This is a genomic window from Labrys sp. HAY1-8F (assembly GCF_056754975.1).
Genome location: NZ_JBPGWZ010000001.1, coordinates 1,136,360 through 1,153,330, shown reverse-complemented (window position 1 = coordinate 1,153,330; position 16,971 = coordinate 1,136,360). Strand labels below are relative to the sequence as shown.

15 protein-coding genes and 6 pseudogenes are annotated in these 16,971 nt (G+C 59.2%); 8 read left to right on the top strand and 13 right to left on the bottom strand.

Going from position 1 to position 16,971, the window contains the following annotated elements; all coding sequences use genetic code 11:
* Positions 1 to 24 precede the first annotated feature (24 nt).
* Entirely contained in the window at positions 25 to 462 is a 438-nt protein-coding gene (locus ACR9ZN_RS05230; RefSeq protein ID WP_481271536.1) for a BA14K family protein, read from the top strand.
* A 125-nt stretch (positions 463 to 587) separates the two neighbouring features.
* On the opposite strand, the pseudogene ACR9ZN_RS05225 reads toward ACR9ZN_RS05230, so the two are convergent.
* From ACR9ZN_RS05225 to ACR9ZN_RS05180, 10 genes and pseudogenes are all read right to left on the bottom strand, one after another.
* Positions 588 to 890: pseudogene (locus tag ACR9ZN_RS05225) on the bottom strand (integrase core domain-containing protein); the annotation flags it as partial.
* Positions 891 to 952: 62 nt separating this feature from the next.
* Positions 953 to 1,249 carry a hypothetical protein gene (locus ACR9ZN_RS05220; protein WP_454817339.1) on the bottom strand — a complete coding sequence of 99 codons (297 nt, stop codon included), beginning with the start codon at positions 1,247 to 1,249 and terminating at the stop codon, positions 953 to 955.
* Positions 1,250 to 1,966: 717 nt separating this feature from the next.
* The gene (locus tag ACR9ZN_RS05215) at positions 1,967 to 3,001 is read right to left on the bottom strand and encodes an IS110 family RNA-guided transposase (RefSeq protein ID WP_481271956.1); all 1,035 of its coding nucleotides are present in this window, start codon (positions 2,999 to 3,001) and stop codon (positions 1,967 to 1,969) included.
* A 109-nt stretch (positions 3,002 to 3,110) separates the two neighbouring features.
* Positions 3,111 to 3,431: pseudogene (locus ACR9ZN_RS05210) on the bottom strand (transposase); the annotation flags it as partial.
* A 329-nt stretch (positions 3,432 to 3,760) separates the two neighbouring features.
* Positions 3,761 to 4,795 (bottom strand): IS110 family RNA-guided transposase, encoded by a 1,035-nt coding sequence (locus tag ACR9ZN_RS05205; RefSeq protein ID WP_481271956.1) that lies wholly within the window; start codon positions 4,793 to 4,795, stop codon positions 3,761 to 3,763.
* A 109-nt stretch (positions 4,796 to 4,904) separates the two neighbouring features.
* Positions 4,905 to 5,225: pseudogene (locus ACR9ZN_RS05200) on the bottom strand (transposase); the annotation flags it as partial.
* Between the two features lie 329 nt (positions 5,226 to 5,554).
* Positions 5,555 to 6,589, bottom strand: coding sequence for an IS110 family RNA-guided transposase (locus ACR9ZN_RS05195; RefSeq protein WP_481271956.1), 1,035 nt, complete (start codon positions 6,587 to 6,589; stop codon positions 5,555 to 5,557).
* 109 nt (positions 6,590 to 6,698) lie between these two features.
* Positions 6,699 to 7,019: pseudogene (locus tag ACR9ZN_RS05190) on the bottom strand (transposase); the annotation flags it as partial.
* A 329-nt stretch (positions 7,020 to 7,348) separates the two neighbouring features.
* Entirely contained in the window at positions 7,349 to 8,383 is a 1,035-nt protein-coding gene (locus ACR9ZN_RS05185; RefSeq protein WP_481271955.1) for an IS110 family RNA-guided transposase, read from the bottom strand.
* Positions 8,384 to 8,492: 109 nt separating this feature from the next.
* Positions 8,493 to 9,246: pseudogene (locus ACR9ZN_RS05180) on the bottom strand (IS5 family transposase).
* Positions 9,247 to 9,341: 95 nt separating this feature from the next.
* On the opposite strand from ACR9ZN_RS05180, the gene ACR9ZN_RS05175 reads away from it, so the two are divergent.
* On the top strand, positions 9,342 to 9,530 hold the full coding sequence (locus ACR9ZN_RS05175; RefSeq protein ID WP_454817341.1) for a hypothetical protein: 189 nt from the start codon (positions 9,342 to 9,344) through the stop codon (positions 9,528 to 9,530).
* A gap of 59 nt (positions 9,531 to 9,589) precedes the next feature.
* The gene (locus ACR9ZN_RS05170) at positions 9,590 to 9,841 is read left to right on the top strand and encodes a DUF982 domain-containing protein (RefSeq protein ID WP_454817343.1); all 252 of its coding nucleotides are present in this window, start codon (positions 9,590 to 9,592) and stop codon (positions 9,839 to 9,841) included.
* A 129-nt stretch (positions 9,842 to 9,970) separates the two neighbouring features.
* Here the strand turns inward: ACR9ZN_RS05170 and ACR9ZN_RS05165 are convergent, their stop codons facing one another.
* Entirely contained in the window at positions 9,971 to 10,228 is a 258-nt protein-coding gene (locus ACR9ZN_RS05165; RefSeq protein ID WP_481271535.1) for a DUF982 domain-containing protein, read from the bottom strand.
* Between the two features lie 403 nt (positions 10,229 to 10,631).
* On the opposite strand from ACR9ZN_RS05165, the gene ACR9ZN_RS05160 reads away from it, so the two are divergent.
* Together ACR9ZN_RS05160 and ACR9ZN_RS05155 are read left to right on the top strand one after the other, a co-directional pair.
* On the top strand, positions 10,632 to 11,027 hold the full coding sequence (locus tag ACR9ZN_RS05160; RefSeq protein ID WP_434960344.1) for a PRC-barrel domain-containing protein: 396 nt from the start codon (positions 10,632 to 10,634) through the stop codon (positions 11,025 to 11,027).
* 455 nt (positions 11,028 to 11,482) lie between these two features.
* Positions 11,483 to 11,689 (top strand): hypothetical protein, encoded by a 207-nt coding sequence (locus tag ACR9ZN_RS05155; protein WP_434960345.1) that lies wholly within the window; start codon positions 11,483 to 11,485, stop codon positions 11,687 to 11,689.
* Between the two features lie 274 nt (positions 11,690 to 11,963).
* Here the strand turns inward: ACR9ZN_RS05155 and ACR9ZN_RS05150 are convergent.
* Positions 11,964 to 12,370 (bottom strand): annotated as a pseudogene (locus ACR9ZN_RS05150) (SDR family NAD(P)-dependent oxidoreductase); the annotation flags it as partial.
* Positions 12,371 to 12,639: 269 nt separating this feature from the next.
* Here ACR9ZN_RS05150 and ACR9ZN_RS05145 point away from each other — a divergent pair.
* Complete coding sequence (locus tag ACR9ZN_RS05145) at positions 12,640 to 13,038, top strand: PRC-barrel domain-containing protein (protein ID WP_454817349.1); 399 nt, start codon at positions 12,640 to 12,642, stop codon at positions 13,036 to 13,038.
* A 311-nt stretch (positions 13,039 to 13,349) separates the two neighbouring features.
* Entirely contained in the window at positions 13,350 to 15,452 is a 2,103-nt protein-coding gene (gene katE / locus ACR9ZN_RS05140; RefSeq protein ID WP_481271954.1) for a catalase, read from the top strand.
* A 231-nt stretch (positions 15,453 to 15,683) separates the two neighbouring features.
* Here the strand turns inward: katE and ACR9ZN_RS05135 are convergent, their stop codons facing one another.
* Positions 15,684 to 15,914, bottom strand: a complete 231-nt coding sequence (locus tag ACR9ZN_RS05135; RefSeq protein ID WP_481271534.1) for a DUF982 domain-containing protein — start codon at positions 15,912 to 15,914, stop codon at positions 15,684 to 15,686.
* A 218-nt stretch (positions 15,915 to 16,132) separates the two neighbouring features.
* Here ACR9ZN_RS05135 and ACR9ZN_RS05130 point away from each other — a divergent pair, with 218 nt between their 5' ends.
* Positions 16,133 to 16,927, top strand: a complete 795-nt coding sequence (locus ACR9ZN_RS05130) for a sensor histidine kinase (protein WP_454817353.1) — start codon at positions 16,133 to 16,135, stop codon at positions 16,925 to 16,927.
* The last annotated feature ends 44 nt before the right edge of the window (positions 16,928 to 16,971 follow it).

Sequence of the window (16,971 nt, the reverse complement as noted above, 5' to 3'; positions counted from 1 at the left end):
ATTTTGTATGAAAGGATCTGAGTGATGCGTAAAATACTCACGAGCGTTTTCGCCGCGACCATCGGTATCGCCGGTTTGATGAGCCCGGCTCCGGCAGAGGCTCGCAATCCCGGCATATTGAGGCATGCGCCCGGTGGTCATGGGTTCCACGGTGGAGGTCATGGATTTCACAGCGGAGGTCAGAGGTTCCTTCAGGGCGGGCATCATTATCGAGGCGGACGAGGCTATTATGGCAGGAGAGGAGGGGGCTACTATGGCGGGGGGTATTACGACGGCGAAGATGATAATACCGGCGCCATCGTTGGGGCTGGCATTCTGGGGTTGGCTGCAGGTGCCCTGATGGGTAGAGCGATGGACCACCATGGAGCGCCCGGAAATTCCTGTGCTGCCCGCTTCAGATCGTATAACAGGGCTACTGGCACCTATTTGGGATATGATGGGGCCCGCCACAGTTGCCCTTGATGCCTGCGTATTTCGCTGGAGGAGTCCGAACATCTTCTGAAAGAATGTGACAGGCGATCCGTATGAGTAGGTGAGGTGCTCCCAGAATTTGAAGCGCCCAGCTGGAATATTTTCCGGGCTGAGGCTCATGGCGGATGGGATGCTCCAGAGCCATTTGTCAGCGCCATCGGCACCCTGGTGCCGATGGCGCTATGAGGACGAACTTCGCTGTAGTTCCTACGCCATTGCTTCATCTTCTGGCGAGCGTCGTCAAGCGTCCGAAACCAATGGGCGTTCAGGTACTCTGCACGAAACTTGCCATTGAATGACTCGATAAGCGAGTTTTTGGTCGGTTTGCCCGGCCGCGAGAAGTCGAGCACGATGTCCTTCTGGTCGGCCCAGAGATCGAGGTGGCGGGAGATGAACTCGGATCCTTGGTCGACGCGGATCGGGGTTGCTCTGAGTAGTTTCCGATCCTCTTCCCGGGCATCGGTTCGGGGATAAAGTCGTCTCAGAGCGGATCGGATTGATGATCCGCGCATGTGCATTTCGATGCCTTGACCGGAAGACCGACATGAAAAATATCATCATACTGTGCGTTGTAGCGCTGTCTGTCGCTGCGTGTGCCAATGCCAGAGATACGCGTATGTCCAAGGGCGCGCTTCTCGGCGGCGCGGGTGGCGCGCTCATCGGTGGTGTCGCTACTCGTTCTGCCGGCGGTGCGATTGTTGGCGGAGCTATCGGCGCTGCAGCTGGCGCTGTCGTCGCGGACGTAACCAGGCCACGACATCGCGGCAGCAGGTGCCATTATAGCAGCTTGCTTGGGAAACGCGTCTGCCAGTATCGGTAAGCCAACGCCGGGTGGATATCGAAGCCTCAGCGACATCTAGGTAAATGCCGAGGCTATAAGGCGAGCAAGGTCCTTATTAGGGTATGGCCGGCTGGGATTGCAATCTTGTAGCCCGTCACTAGCGAGGCCTTATGCCTGTTGATTTGCCGCCCGCGCGAAAGCTAGCGAAGACCGTGTCATTCATAAGTGTTTCGAGAAAGGAAGCGGCTCGTCAGGTGTCTTTTGCTTTGATGCTTCTCGCCCTATGCATTGCTGCAGCAATTATTGCGGCAGCCATGCACCTTCTGCCTTAGGTTTCAAGCGGGTCACAAAAGAAATACGATTTAGGGCACTAGGCTCAGGACTTCGGTAACGGGGCCGTCCCAGTCAAGCGATTTTGGGCGAGCGTGATCGTCCGCTTGTAGGCGGGTGTGTTGACGTCTTGATGCTGAGCGGCGCAGTGTGTGCTTAGAGCCGCGGCCTTCCTGTGAGATCACCCGGGTGCATGCTTCGGTCCGTGGTCAGCCCGCGAGCTGCCAACATGATGCTGGTTCGATGCAGTTTCCGATGTGCCCATCTCGTTGGCGTGCTCGACGAAGATCGGCAACAGTCCTGACCTCGGCATCATCGGAATCGCGTCCCTGGGGGACCTCGAAGGCCTGCGGTCAAGCAGGCAACTGTGCGAGGTTCAGCTCGTTAAACCTCTTGCGGGATGACCGGTGCCACTATCTGGAAGGTGGTACCGTCGACCCAAATCCGGTGAAGGATCACTCCGATGCGGCGAGCAAGCGCCACCATGGCGCGCTTCCGACCGCGACGGCGCGCTATCTGTGCTGCCCAAGTTCTGAGCCATGTCGAGCACCCCCGATTCATCATGACGGTCGCGGCCTGACAGAGAGCGCGGCGCAGACTGACGTCTCCGGCCTTTGTGATGCCGCCCGATACATCACGTTCGCCAGACTGATTGCGTGAAGGTGTCAGGCCGACCCAAGGGCCAACCTTTTTCGATGACGTGAAACGGGCGGGATCATCTATTGCAGAGCGGAAGGTCAAAGCCACGACTGCGCCGATCCCGGGCATGGACATTAACCGATGGCATGCCGAGTCATCCTGGGCGAGTTGGCGGACGCATCGTTCCAGTTCCGCTAGTTCGCGCCGCAGAGAGGCCCGCGCTCGCAGCATCGGCTCCGTTGCGGCTTCGAGCATTCGATTGCCGACTGTCAGTTCGCGGATGCGATGCTCGAACTGGCCGCGCGAGATGGCACCTACCTTCAGCCCGAAGTTCCGCAGAAGCCCACGCAGGGACATCTCCAGTGCGATCATACCCTGCTGGACTGCTTTGCGAGCTCCGAGCACGGTACGGACCTCCTGCGCCGAAACGGATTTACAGTGAACCGGCCGGAACCAGCCCAGATGCAGCAGGCGGGCAATTCCTTCCGCGTCGCGCCGGTCAGTTTTGATCGGCATGGCCTTCAAGGCGCCCTTGACCTGCCGAGTTTCCATCAAAACGACGTCCAGGCCCGCCTCGGCCAATCCACGATGCAACCATTGCGACAAGGGGCCGGCCTCGAGGCCGATGGCGGCGATGCTGCCATGCTGTTCTGCGATCCAACTCGCGAGCGCCTCGGGCTCACTGGCGACCTGTGCCTCCTTCACGATCTTCCCATGTTCGCTGATCACGCAGATCGCGGTCTTCGCCAACGACACATCCAAACCGACAAACAGTCTCATCCCGCAGTCCTCCTTCTGGATCCGATACGGGAACAGCGACAGCCTGCCCTGATCTTGCAAGCGGCAACGAGCGGTGCGCGACGCAGACCCCGTTACGGCATCTCGTTGATCAGAGCCAGAAGATGACGGCGGCGGCGATGCAAATGGCCGAGAAGAAGGTGTGAGCGCATCGGTCGTAGCGGGTTGCGATGCGCCGCCAGTCCTTGAGTTTAGCGAAGAGGTTCTCGACCTTGTGTCGCTGGCGATAGAGCGCCTTGTCGTAAGGGTAAGGGATTTTCCGGCTTCGGCTCGATGGGATACACGGTTCGATGCCTTTGGCGACCAGCGCCTGGCGGAATGCGGCGCTGTCGTAGCCGCGATCGGCGATGAGGTCTTTGGCGGACGGGAGGGCGCCGAGCACGAGGCGTGCGCCCTTGTGATCGCTCATCTTCGGTAACGGGGCCGTCCCAGTCAAGCGATTTTGGGCGAGCGTGATCGTCCGCTTGTAGGCGGGTGTGTTGACGTCTTGATGCTGAGCGGCGCAGTGTGTGCTTAGAGCCGCGGCCTTCCTGTGAGATCACCCGGGTGCATGCTTCGGTCCGTGGTCAGCCCGCGAGCTGCCAACATGATGCTGGTTCGATGCAGTTTCCGATGTGCCCATCTCGTTGGCGTGCTCGACGAAGATCGGCAACAGTCCTGACCTCGGCATCATCGGAATCGCGTCCCTGGGGGACCTCGAAGGCCTGCGGTCAAGCAGGCAACTGTGCGAGGTTCAGCTCGTTAAACCTCTTGCGGGATGACCGGTGCCACTATCTGGAAGGTGGTACCGTCGACCCAAATCCGGTGAAGGATCACTCCGATGCGGCGAGCAAGCGCCACCATGGCGCGCTTCCGACCGCGACGGCGCGCTATCTGTGCTGCCCAAGTTCTGAGCCATGTCGAGCACCCCCGATTCATCATGACGGTCGCGGCCTGACAGAGAGCGCGGCGCAGACTGACGTCTCCGGCCTTTGTGATGCCGCCCGATACATCACGTTCGCCAGACTGATTGCGTGAAGGTGTCAGGCCGACCCAAGGGCCAACCTTTTTCGATGACGTGAAACGGGCGGGATCATCTATTGCAGAGCGGAAGGTCAAAGCCACGACTGCGCCGATCCCGGGCATGGACATTAACCGATGGCATGCCGAGTCATCCTGGGCGAGTTGGCGGACGCATCGTTCCAGTTCCGCTAGTTCGCGCCGCAGAGAGGCCCGCGCTCGCAGCATCGGCTCCGTTGCGGCTTCGAGCATTCGATTGCCGACTGTCAGTTCGCGGATGCGATGCTCGAACTGGCCGCGCGAGATGGCACCTACCTTCAGCCCGAAGTTCCGCAGAAGCCCACGCAGGGACATCTCCAGTGCGATCATACCCTGCTGGACTGCTTTGCGAGCTCCGAGCACGGTACGGACCTCCTGCGCCGAAACGGATTTACAGTGAACCGGCCGGAACCAGCCCAGATGCAGCAGGCGGGCAATTCCTTCCGCGTCGCGCCGGTCAGTTTTGATCGGCATGGCCTTCAAGGCGCCCTTGACCTGCCGAGTTTCCATCAAAACGACGTCCAGGCCCGCCTCGGCCAATCCACGATGCAACCATTGCGACAAGGGGCCGGCCTCGAGGCCGATGGCGGCGATGCTGCCATGCTGTTCTGCGATCCAACTCGCGAGCGCCTCGGGCTCACTGGCGACCTGTGCCTCCTTCACGATCTTCCCATGTTCGCTGATCACGCAGATCGCGGTCTTCGCCAACGACACATCCAAACCGACAAACAGTCTCATCCCGCAGTCCTCCTTCTGGATCCGATACGGGAACAGCGACAGCCTGCCCTGATCTTGCAAGCGGCAACGAGCGGTGCGCGACGCAGACCCCGTTACGGCATCTCGTTGATCAGAGCCAGAAGATGACGGCGGCGGCGATGCAAATGGCCGAGAAGAAGGTGTGAGCGCATCGGTCGTAGCGGGTTGCGATGCGCCGCCAGTCCTTGAGTTTAGCGAAGAGGTTCTCGACCTTGTGTCGCTGGCGATAGAGCGCCTTGTCGTAAGGGTAAGGGATTTTCCGGCTTCGGCTCGATGGGATACACGGTTCGATGCCTTTGGCGACCAGCGCCTGGCGGAATGCGGCGCTGTCGTAGCCGCGATCGGCGATGAGGTCTTTGGCGGACGGGAGGGCGCCGAGCACGAGGCGTGCGCCCTTGTGATCGCTCATCTTCGGTAACGGGGCCGTCCCAGTCAAGCGATTTTGGGCGAGCGTGATCGTCCGCTTGTAGGCGGGTGTGTTGACGTCTTGATGCTGAGCGGCGCAGTGTGTGCTTAGAGCCGCGGCCTTCCTGTGAGATCACCCGGGTGCATGCTTCGGTCCGTGGTCAGCCCGCGAGCTGCCAACATGATGCTGGTTCGATGCAGTTTCCGATGTGCCCATCTCGTTGGCGTGCTCGACGAAGATCGGCAACAGTCCTGACCTCGGCATCATCGGAATCGCGTCCCTGGGGGACCTCGAAGGCCTGCGGTCAAGCAGGCAACTGTGCGAGGTTCAGCTCGTTAAACCTCTTGCGGGATGACCGGTGCCACTATCTGGAAGGTGGTACCGTCGACCCAAATCCGGTGAAGGATCACTCCGATGCGGCGAGCAAGCGCCACCATGGCGCGCTTCCGACCGCGACGGCGCGCTATCTGTGCTGCCCAAGTTCTGAGCCATGTCGAGCACCCCCGATTCATCATGACGGTCGCGGCCTGACAGAGAGCGCGGCGCAGACTGACGTCTCCGGCCTTTGTGATGCCGCCCGATACATCACGTTCGCCAGACTGATTGCGTGAAGGTGTCAGGCCGACCCAAGGGCCAACCTTTTTCGATGACGTGAAACGGGCGGGATCATCTATTGCAGAGCGGAAGGTCAAAGCCACGACTGCGCCGATCCCGGGCATGGACATTAACCGATGGCATGCCGAGTCATCCTGGGCGAGTTGGCGGACGCATCGTTCCAGTTCCGCTAGTTCGCGCCGCAGAGAGGCCCGCGCTCGCAGCATCGGCTCCGTTGCGGCTTCGAGCATTCGATTGCCGACTGTCAGTTCGCGGATGCGATGCTCGAACTGGCCGCGCGAGATGGCACCTACCTTCAGCCCGAAGTTCCGCAGAAGCCCACGCAGGGACATCTCCAGTGCGATCATACCCTGCTGGACTGCTTTGCGAGCTCCGAGCACGGTACGGACCTCCTGCGCCGAAACGGATTTACAGTGAACCGGCCGGAACCAGCCCAGATGCAGCAGGCGGGCAATTCCTTCCGCGTCGCGCCGGTCAGTTTTGATCGGCATGGCCTTCAAGGCGCCCTTGACCTGCCGAGTTTCCATCAAAACGACGTCCAGGCCCGCCTCGGCCAATCCACGATGCAACCATTGCGACAAGGGGCCGGCCTCGAGGCCGATGGCGGCGATGCTGCCATGCTGTTCTGCGATCCAACTCGCGAGCGCCTCGGGCTCACTGGCGACCTGTGCCTCCTTCACGATCTTCCCATGTTCGCTGATCACGCAGATCGCGGTCTTCGCCAACGACACATCCAAACCGACAAACAGTCTCATCCCGCAGTCCTCCTTCTGGATCCGATACGGGAACAGCGACAGCCTGCCCTGATCTTGCAAGCGGCAACGAGCGGTGCGCGACGCAGACCCCGTTACGGCATCTCGTTGATCAGAGCCAGAAGATGACGGCGGCGGCGATGCAAATGGCCGAGAAGAAGGTGTGAGCGCATCGGTCGTAGCGGGTTGCGATGCGCCGCCAGTCCTTGAGTTTAGCGAAGAGGTTCTCGACCTTGTGTCGCTGGCGATAGAGCGCCTTGTCGTAAGGGTAAGGGATTTTCCGGCTTCGGCTCGATGGGATACACGGTTCGATGCCTTTGGCGACCAGCGCCTGGCGGAATGCGGCGCTGTCGTAGCCGCGATCGGCGATGAGGTCTTTGGCGGACGGGAGGGCGCCGAGCACGAGGCGTGCGCCCTTGTGATCGCTCATCTTCGGTAACGGGGCCGTCCCAGTCAAGCGATTTTGGGCGAGCGTGATCGTCCGCTTGTAGGCGGGTGTGTTGACGTCTTGATGCTGAGCGGCGCAGTGTGTGCTTAGAGCCGCGGCCTTCCTGTGAGATCACCCGGGTGCATGCTTCGGTCCGTGGTCAGCCCGCGAGCTGCCAACATGATGCTGGTTCGATGCAGTTTCCGATGTGCCCATCTCGTTGGCGTGCTCGACGAAGATCGGCAACAGTCCTGACCTCGGCATCATCGGAATCGCGTCCCTGGGGGACCTCGAAGGCCTGCGGTCAAGCAGGCAACTGTGCGAGGTTCAGCTCGTTAAACCTCTTGCGGGATGACCGGTGCCACTATCTGGAAGGTGGTACCGTCGACCCAAATCCGGTGAAGGATCACTCCGATGCGGCGAGCAAGCGCCACCATGGCGCGCTTCCGACCGCGACGGCGCGCTATCTGTGCTGCCCAAGTTCTGAGCCATGTCGAGCACCCCCAATTCATCATGACGGTCGCGGCCTGACAGAGAGCGCGGCGCAGACTGACGTCTCCGGCCTTTGTGATGCCGCCCGATACATCACGTTCGCCAGACTGATTGCGTGAAGGTGTCAGGCCGACCCAAGGGCCAACCTTTTTCGATGACGTGAAACGGGCGGGATCATCTATTGCAGAGCGGAAGGTCAAAGCCACGACTGCGCCGATCCCGGGCATGGACATTAACCGATGGCATGCCGAGTCATCCTGGGCGAGTTGGCGGACGCATCGTTCCAGTTCCGCTAGTTCGCGCCGCAGAGAGGCCCGCGCTCGCAGCATCGGCTCCGTTGCGGCTTCGAGCATTCGATTGCCGACTGTCAGTTCGCGGATGCGATGCTCGAACTGGCCGCGCGAGATGGCACCTACCTTCAGCCCGAAGTTCCGCAGAAGCCCACGCAGGGACATCTCCAGTGCGATCATACCCTGCTGGACTGCTTTGCGAGCTCCGAGCACGGTACGGACCTCCTGCGCCGAAACGGATTTACAGTGAACCGGCCGGAACCAGCCCAGATGCAGCAGGCGGGCAATTCCTTCCGCGTCGCGCCGGTCAGTTTTGATCGGCATGGCCTTCAAGGCGCCCTTGACCTGCCGAGTTTCCATCAAAACGACGTCCAGGCCCGCCTCGGCCAATCCACGATGCAACCATTGCGACAAGGGGCCGGCCTCGAGGCCGATGGCGGCGATGCTGCCATGCTGTTCTGCGATCCAACTCGCGAGCGCCTCGGGCTCACTGGCGACCTGTGCCTCCTTCACGATCTTCCCATGTTCGCTGATCACGCAGATCGCGGTCTTCGCCAACGACACATCCAAACCGACAAACAGTCTCATCCCGCAGTCCTCCTTCTGGATCCGATACGGGAACAGCGACAGCCTGCCCTGATCTTGCAAGCGGCAACGAGCGGTGCGCGACGCAGACCCCGTTACGGCATCTCGTTGATCAGAGCCAGAAGATGACGGCGGCGGCGATGCAAATGGCCGAGAAGAAGGTGTGAGCGCATCGGTCGTAGCGGGTTGCGATGCGCCGCCAGTCCTTGAGTTTAGCGAAGAGGTTCTCGACCTTGTGTCGCTGGCGATAGAGCGCCTTGTCGTAAGGGTAAGGGATTTTCCGGCTTCGGCTCGATGGGATACACGGTTCGATGCCTTTGGCGACCAGCGCCTGGCGGAATGCGGCGCTGTCGTAGCCGCGATCGGCGATGAGGTCTTTGGCGGACGGGAGGGCGCCGAGCACGAGGCGTGCGCCCTTGTGATCGCTCATCTGGCCTTCCGAGAGCAGCATGACGATCGGACGGCCCTCGCCGTCGCAGACGGTGTGGAGCTTGGAGTTCAACCCGCCTTTGGTGCGCCCGATACGGCGGGGAACAGCCCCTTTTTGAGCAGGCTCGCCGCCGTGCGATGGGCTTTCAGGTGCGTCGCGTCGATCATGATCCGCTCGGCTTCGGCCCTTCGCCGGCGAGCCCTGCGAAGATCCGGTCGAAGACGCCGAGCCGGCTCCAGCGGATGAAACGGTTGTAGAGCGTCTTGTGAGGGCCATAGCCCTTCGGCGCGTCCTTCCACTGCAGGCCGTTGCGGATTACATAAACGATCCCGCTCACCACGCGCCGGTCGTCGACGCGCGGCACGCCATGCGAGAGTGGGAAATACACCTCGATCCGCGCCATCTGACGTTCGCTCAGCAAAAACAAATCATTCATCACGGCATCCTCCCAGACACCGTGAATCACAACTCAAAGCAAATTAATAGGTCCTGAGCCTAGATCTCCCCGCCATTCGTGCCACGTTGCCGATTATGGAACGACGCTACGATCTTCGGGCCGAAGAAGACGACACGTGGACTGTTTTCGACGTGTTTACAGGCTTGCCAGCGATGGTCGACGGCTTCGAAGCCACAGGTTTCGAGGTGGAGGAAGCCGGTGATCTTCTCGCCATGCTCAATGCAGCGGATTTTGAACGCAGGCGCGAAGCTGGCATGCTCTAGCCCCAGCCGCTCCCAGGAACGATCGCCTCTCCCCGGTGTTGGCTACCAGGAGGTGCGATATGGAACATGCCAGCTTCTCTCAACCTGTCGAGGTGAAAGCTCTTGCGATCGCAGGCGCTGATCAGGCCGCGACCTATCTTTTCGAGTATTGGCCCGTTGCCGAAGGTAAGTGTTACGAACTGGCCAAGCTCGCTTGCATCGACGCTCAGCGAGCGTGCCTCGATGTCATGGCAGGCGCTGCCCAGCCAGACCAAGCTCGCGAGGCTTTCGTCGAGGCGTGCAAAGAAGCGGATATACGTGTAATGCCGTGAGAGCATCCGAATGCGAGGAGGTCAAACCGTGCCTCCCCGCTTCTTGCTTTTTAGGTAGATATTCCCTGGCGCGAGTTGCCGGTCATCGCCGACATGAACCCGCATTCGAACGCCGGCTCCAGCCCTGCCTCACCCAGCGCATCGATGATCGATGAATGCATAGCGAGCTTCCTTGGTTTTTCGCCCGTCGTTCAAGTCCTCGAGGCAGGCTGAGCGCGCCACTGCGTAGAGATCTTCACCCCCTTCGGGCCAGCGATTGTCAAGGAAATCCAAAGCCTGTTGGACCGACCGGATGACGACAACCCAACGGTGTCCAAGCTTGAACGAAATCGGGTGATGGAAGGCCACTTCTGACATCCAAACCGCAAATAGACCAAGAATGGACATGTGCGCTTCGAAGCCGAGACAGGATCTGCAGCTGGCGTGACATTTTCAGATTAGGGCGGGTTGCTGCTCGAGAAGGGTCTCGCCCTCTCCAAACGATGAGTGTTCTCCTATCTCAGGCCCACGCTTTTGACGTGAGTAACAACGGGGATTCTCGTTGGGGCGGTTGCATTGAAATTCAAACATGAGCCTGGATGGCCGAATTCATGATGGAGCAGAGGGGCAAGCGTTCGAAACGCGCCTAACGATCCCTGGCTGACGCCGAGCCGAAAGCACGCGATGCGGCGCCAACTGGCTTCCGGCCGATTTGAGTCCTCTCCAAATAAAATTGAAAATAATTTGGAACTTTCTACCTTATGCAATGGTTTATGTATTCTCATTAGATGCATAAAATTAGGAGTTATATATGCGTAAGATGTTTATTGCCGCCGCCATGCTTCCATTGTTTGCAATTCCTGCGCTTGCCCAGACCGCCACCGCTACGACAACAGAGACATTTGTTCTGGCAAAGCCGACCGATGTCCTGAGCAGCAACCTCATCGGCTTAAACATTTCCAATAGTGCCAAGGACAATATCGGCGAGATCAAGGATCTTGTGATTTCCGAGGGAGCACTATCGGGATATGTCGTTTCTGTCGGGGGCTTCCTCGGCATCGGCACACACTACGTCGTCGTCTCTCCGAAAAGCGTATCGGTGAACTATTCCGAGGCCGACAAGAAGTGGTCGGCAACCATGGACGCGACCAAGGACCAACTCAAGGCCGCCCCGGAGTTCAAATATGAGGGCCGTTGGGCGAAATAACAGCCAGGACGGCACCGACCTCGCCCTTTCGGAGGGCGAGGTTTTCCTTGAAAGACATGGGATGTTCGGTTCGCCAGCATTGGGGGCCGGGGCCGGGGCCGGGGCCGGGGCCGGGGTCGGGGCCGGGCACGGGTTATGCAGGCGGAAGAAATCATTTGACAGTCGGAAAGGACCGGCAGGGAATGAAATGCACGGTGAGCGATTGGGCAGCGGCGACCAGCCCACCGCGACGCAGCGACAGCCCAGGTTCGCGACAGCAGCCGATCTCAGGCACCGCCCGTTGTGCGGACATTGCTGCGTGTTCTCTCAAGTCATTCCGCCCAGGACCTCGCGACAAGAATTCTGACGGAGGGGCCACTCCCTCTGGGCGCCATCTCTTGCATGGTATTTAATCGCTACATCGCTATTTAATTGTGATATGGTCTGTCAATAATAATAAACAAAAGGTAGATAATATGAAAATTAAAGAGGCCTTTTCTGAAAAGAGAATTGCATATTTATTAGGAAGGAAAATTTTTTCAACTGGAAATGAAGCGCCACGCAGACCTTTAAATTCAAATGAGGAGCCGTTTCTATATTGGACGTGGTATGGCTTTCAGATGAGTCAATTGCTAAAGAGCTTTGAAATGACGCGTGGTCTGAAAGACGGTCGTCGCGCTTGAGCCGGCTGCACGGCTGCCCCTCATCAGGCAGCTCGTTCCATCCAGGCGGCACTTCTGAAGTCCGCCATGCCCGGCGACCAACTGCATGAACACCGGGGACTTGTACAATCCCGTTTATTATCTGCAGATTGGCAATAGGTGTTTGCTAAGCCGAAAATATTGGAACGTCGTGTCGTAGTGTGAGAAGCGCCCTCCGACAGCCGCTCAATGATGGGAACAACATGCTTTCTCTTCAGTTTGACAGTCGCAGGTGCAGCTTTGTGCCAAACCGCACGAGGCCACCGAACCCCTTCACGACGTCCTCGACGAGTTTTCGGCAGAAGTCTTGGTCCATGAGATCGCCGGGCGGAGCGAGCCCTTTGCGGCCTACGGCCTCGATCAGCTTGATAACCTCTTTGGCATCTTCTTCTTCTTTGGGATGGTAGTTGATGGCGACGTCGCCTCCCTCCATGGCATAGGCGATGGCTGTGGCACGGCCCATTCCGGAGTCGCCGCCGGTAATAAGGGCTTATTTGCCAGCCAACCGTCCGGAACCGCGATAAGATTGCTCGCAGTGATCCGGTCTTGGGTTCATTTTCGAAGCCAACCCGGCCAGGGTTGAACCTGGCGCTTGAAGGGCGGTTTTGGATACTTCTCGACAGGGTTTGTTGTCGGTGACTTGGGGGGCTGACTCCTGGACATACGGATCTCCAGCGCAAATGGGAAGGGTGCTTTCGAACCTCGCCCAGGGGCTCGGGTTCCATTGGCGGGGAGTTTCGAGAAGGCACTGTGCCCACGGAAGAGTGGTGGCGGGAACGAATAATATCGCCAATCGTTCGGTGGGTCTCCAAGAGCAGTCCGATCAGATCGGCCCCGTTGCTTGCTCGCTTGCAACAACGAGGTGGAGAAGGTGGACCCCCGCAACTTCGTTGCGACCTTTCGTCAAAGGCGCACACAAGGAGGATTTCTACATGGCTATCGAGAGCACCGAATATGGCAATCTAATTGGCAGCGACAAGGTTGAGGGCACGGCGGTTTATGGTGCGGACGGGGAGAAAATCGGCTCGATCGAGCGCGTCATGATCGACAAGAAATCTGGTCAGGTATCTTACGCGGTGCTGGGCTTCGGTGGCTTTCTCGGCATTGGTACCGAGCATTATCCGCTGTCTTGGAACTCACTGACCTACAACACCGAGCTCGGCGGCTATCAGACCGCTTTGACGGACAGCCAATTGCAAGGTGGTCCGAAATATTCATCCGACGATGAGTGGGACTGGGACAACCCCGATCGCTCCCGTGCCGTTGATGCATATTACGGCGCGCTGTGGAGCGGTAACCCTCTCGATCCGAGGTTGGATCAGCGTCCATAGTTTCGTTGATCGAGAGGGGCCGGAATCCAGGTTCCGGCTTCTCCGTTCAATCGTGACGAGGCTGGGCTTGCCGGGCGGCGATCGCGGGGGAAAAGTCCCATGAGGCGGTTGATCGATCGGAAACTATCACGGGCATGACCGTCGAACGCTGCGGGAATAGCGCCCAGGCTTTCCTACCGATGCCTGCGGCGATGATGGCGCTTGAACACATCGATGGCTCGATCGCCACGTTGGCGCGCAGGCGCGACCAGCAGGCCTTGCAGCGTAAACAGCGTGAATGGTCGGGGCGAACCCTGGGAGGAGATATCCCGATGGCAAAGAAAACCCGAGAAAAGACCGCGAGAATCCACGAGCAAACCCTGATGCGTGGCAATGGCGGCGAACTGCATCAGATCGCCGAGGGCGATACGCCCGTGCTTACGACGGCGCAGGGCAATCCGGTTGCCGATGACCAGAACAGCCTCAGAGCCGGACCGCGTGGTCCAACCCTCCTCGAGGACTTCCATTTCCGGGAGAAGATCTTCCATTTCGATCATGAGCGCATTCCCGAGCGTGTCGTTCATGCTCGAGGTTATGGAGCGCATGGCTATTTCGAGACTTACAAGTCCCTGGCGGAATATACGCGTGCCGATTTGTTTCAGCGTGCTGGCGAGAAGACGCCGGCCTTTGTGCGCTTCTCGACGGTCGCCGGCTCCAAGGGTTCGTCCGATCTGGCGCGTGACGTGCGCGGTTTCGCGGTCAAGATCTATACAAAAGAGGGCAACTGGGATCTGGTTGGCAACAACATCCCGGTTTTCTTCATCCAGGACGCCATCAAGTTCCCCGATATCATTCATTCGGTGAAGCCAGAGCCCGACCGTGCTTTTCCCCAGGCCCAGTCGGCGCATGATAATTTCTGGGATTTCATTTCGCTGACGCCGGAATCCATGCACATGATCATGTGGGTCATGTCGGATCGGGCGATCCCGCGTTCTTTCCGCTTCATGGAAGGGTTCGGCGTCCACACGTTCCGCTTCCTCAATGTCCAGGACAGTTCCACTTTCGTCAAATTCATCTGGAAGCCAAAACTCGGCCTGCAGTCCGTCGTCTGGAATGAGGCGGTCAAGATCAATGGCGCCGATCCCGACTTTCATCGTCGCGATTTGTGGGATGCAATTCAGTCCGGCAATTTCCCTGAATGGGAACTGTGCGTGCAGCTTTTCGATCAAGCGTTCGCCGACAGTTTCGACTTCGATGTGCTCGATCCGACCAAGCTCATACCGGAGGAAGTCATCAAACCCGTTCCGGTGGGACGTCTGGTATTGGATCGGATGCCGGATAACTTCTTCGCCGAGACCGAGCAGGTTGCATTCATGACGCAGAACGTGCCGCCTGGGATCGATTTTTCCAATGATCCCCTGCTGCAGGGCCGCAACTTTTCCTATCTCGATACGCAGCTGAAGAGGCTTGGAAGCCCGAACTTTACCCACATCCCCATCAACGCACCGAAATGTCCTTTTGCGCATTTCCAGCAGGATGGGCATATGGCAATGCGCAATCCCGTCGGCCGCGCCAACTATCAGCCGAATTCATGGGGGCAAGGGCCGAGAGAAGATCCCGTTCGCGGCTTTCGCTCCTTCCGGGAGGACATCGATGCGCCGAAGGTCCGCCTGCGTGCTGAGAGCTTTTCCGACCATTACAGTCAGGCGCGGCAGTTCTACATCAGTCAAACCGCTCCCGAGCAAAAGCACATCGGGATGGCGCTGACCTTCGAACTGAGCAAGTGTCAAAATCCCCTCATCCGCGAGCGTATGGTCTCACATCTATTGAACATCGATGAAGAGCTTGGTGCAGCGGTCTGTGACAAGCTTGGGATCGGCAAATTACCCGCACCTGCGAATGCCGCCGTCGCGCCTCGAAGGGATCTTCCATCATCGCCCGCTCTCAGCATCATCCAGAATGGCCCCGCAAGCTTTGCTGGCCGCAAGGTTGGCGTCCTGGTCGGCGATGGCTCGGACGCTTCGATGCTCAAGACGCTGCAGGCCGCCCTTGAAAAGGAAGGTGCAATTCTGGAGGTGATCGCGCCGAAGGTGGGTGGGGTGAAGGCAAAAGACGGGGCGCTCATTCCGGCACATCATATGATCGACGGCGGCCCTTCAGTCCTTTTCGACGCTGTGGTGCTGTTGCTGTCGGAGGAGGGGGCAGAAGCGTTGACGGGCGAGGCGGCGGCGCGAGATTTTGTGGCGGATGCGTTTACGCATTGCAAGTTCATCGGCTTCAGCCATGGGGCCGAGACCCTCTTGTTGAGATCGGGCGTCGCCGCCGATGCTGACGAAGGGCTCATATATCTCGGCGATGAGGGGGCAATCGCTGGTTTCGTGAAGGCCTGCCGTAAATTGCGCCTGTGGTCACGCGAAGCAAGCGTCAAACTTTGAAGAGCACCTCGAGATGGCTGTCCGCGCGACGGCCGGTTGCCATCTCGCCTGCTCGGCTTTGTTTGTAGAGATATTGTTCGCGGCTGTATGCTGAAAGGGGGATGCGCACCGTTGCCCCTGAAACTCTCTCCCCGACCTGCAGGCGAAGCCCCATATCTAAGGACACATGGGGACGAACGGGGAACCCGGCAGCGCTCAAATTGCGCTGTTGCGGTGCTCGGGCTCGCAAACTCAGGTTGCGATGATGATGCCGGCCTCCCCGGCCGCGAGTACGAAAGTTTGCCTCGCATCCTCCGGGTCACGCTTGCCTTCGATCACTTCGAGGCAGAACCGTCTGGCTAACTCGTAGTGATCGCCGTGCTCGATCGGCCAGTCTTCCACCAGATATTCCGCAGCCTGGTTGACGTCAGCGATAACGATCTCCTCGATCACGAGCGGGCGGGAAAATGCAGTGTGGGCCATGGTTTACCTCCTAGGAACCCAACCCGGCGCAGACGCGATGGTTCCCGATCTTGGGCGGCTTCCCAGCCACCGCCAGGGAAGAAGCTCAACGAGATGATGCATTTGCATCAGCAAATCTGATCCGTGGAAATCTGGTTCGCACGCACTGTCCGACCTAAGCTCTTATGCCGGGGAAGGCCGCTGAGCCTCCCCTCCATAACGATAAGCGGGAGTGCCAAATGAATGCGAATGTCAGAACGCTGCGTGCGGAGCATCATCTCATTTCCGCTTCCGGCGACCTCCTCGCGATGTCGTTGAAACCAGCACCGATCGCGCTTGGCGGGACATGCCCGGCCGTGCGTAGTGAGGCCGACTATCGCCAGCTCGAGCACAAACTGGCGCAAGCCTTGCAGCGCCTCGAGCAGTGTGAAGCCCAGCTCGGAGAGGCCGATCACCGCATCCGTAACTCCCTGCAATTGGTGGCGAGCATGCTCTCGCTCCAGGCTCGCAATACCATCGATGAGAAGGCCGCCGACGCGCTCCACACCGCCAAGGACCGGATCTACACCATTGCCATGGTGCACGAGCAGCTCCATGGCTGCGCCACCGAAGATTGTGTCGACCTTGGTGAGCTTTTGACCCGGCTCGGCGAATTGCTGGCGGGCAACAGGCCGGACAATGTCAGGCAGGTCATCGTCACTGCCGCCCATGTTTCCGTGCCAACCCAGTTGGCCAAGCATCTGGGCTTACTGGTCTGCGAACTCGTTACCAACGCTTTCAAATACGCCTATCCGGGTGAACGGGTGGGCGACGTACGCGTGTGGCTGACCTTATCGGCTGATCAATGCCGGCTCATGGTTGAAGACGACGGCGTTGGTATGCCGCACGGGCTCGATGGCATGCCCGCCCGGGGATTTGGTGCGTTCATGCTCAAATCCATCGTTGGAGTGACCGGCGGCAAGATGCGGATCGGCAAGGGCGCTGGCGCATCGGTCGTCATCGAGATACCGAGCAAGAGCCTGTCGATCGGGTGAGACCGACCCGTCCAGCGGAAGGACGAGAGCCGGCACCAGTGCCC

Bases quoted from the DNA above. Each gene is read 5' to 3' on its own strand.
- ACR9ZN_RS05170 (WP_454817343.1), top strand. From the start codon at position 9,590: ATGGAACATGCCAGCTTCTCTCAACCTGTCGAGGTGAAAGCTCTTGCG.
- ACR9ZN_RS05155 (WP_434960345.1), top strand. From the start codon at position 11,483: ATGAAAATTAAAGAGGCCTTTTCTGAAAAGAGAATTGCATATTTATTA.
- ACR9ZN_RS05160 (WP_434960344.1), top strand. From the start codon at position 10,632: ATGCGTAAGATGTTTATTGCCGCCGCCATGCTTCCATTGTTTGCAATT.
- ACR9ZN_RS05185 (WP_481271955.1), bottom strand. From the start codon at position 8,383: ATGAGACTGTTTGTCGGTTTGGATGTGTCGTTGGCGAAGACCGCGATC.
- ACR9ZN_RS05195 (WP_481271956.1), bottom strand. From the start codon at position 6,589: ATGAGACTGTTTGTCGGTTTGGATGTGTCGTTGGCGAAGACCGCGATC.
- ACR9ZN_RS05205 (WP_481271956.1), bottom strand. From the start codon at position 4,795: ATGAGACTGTTTGTCGGTTTGGATGTGTCGTTGGCGAAGACCGCGATC.
- ACR9ZN_RS05135 (WP_481271534.1), bottom strand. From the start codon at position 15,914: ATGGCCCACACTGCATTTTCCCGCCCGCTCGTGATCGAGGAGATCGTT.
- ACR9ZN_RS05175 (WP_454817341.1), top strand. From the start codon at position 9,342: ATGGAACGACGCTACGATCTTCGGGCCGAAGAAGACGACACGTGGACT.
- ACR9ZN_RS05220 (WP_454817339.1), bottom strand. From the start codon at position 1,249: ATGGCACCTGCTGCCGCGATGTCGTGGCCTGGTTACGTCCGCGACGAC.
- katE (WP_481271954.1), top strand. From the start codon at position 13,350: ATGGCAAAGAAAACCCGAGAAAAGACCGCGAGAATCCACGAGCAAACC.
- ACR9ZN_RS05230 (WP_481271536.1), top strand. From the start codon at position 25: ATGCGTAAAATACTCACGAGCGTTTTCGCCGCGACCATCGGTATCGCC.
- ACR9ZN_RS05145 (WP_454817349.1), top strand. From the start codon at position 12,640: ATGGCTATCGAGAGCACCGAATATGGCAATCTAATTGGCAGCGACAAG.
- ACR9ZN_RS05130 (WP_454817353.1), top strand. From the start codon at position 16,133: ATGAATGCGAATGTCAGAACGCTGCGTGCGGAGCATCATCTCATTTCC.
- ACR9ZN_RS05215 (WP_481271956.1), bottom strand. From the start codon at position 3,001: ATGAGACTGTTTGTCGGTTTGGATGTGTCGTTGGCGAAGACCGCGATC.
- ACR9ZN_RS05165 (WP_481271535.1), bottom strand. From the start codon at position 10,228: ATGTCCATTCTTGGTCTATTTGCGGTTTGGATGTCAGAAGTGGCCTTC.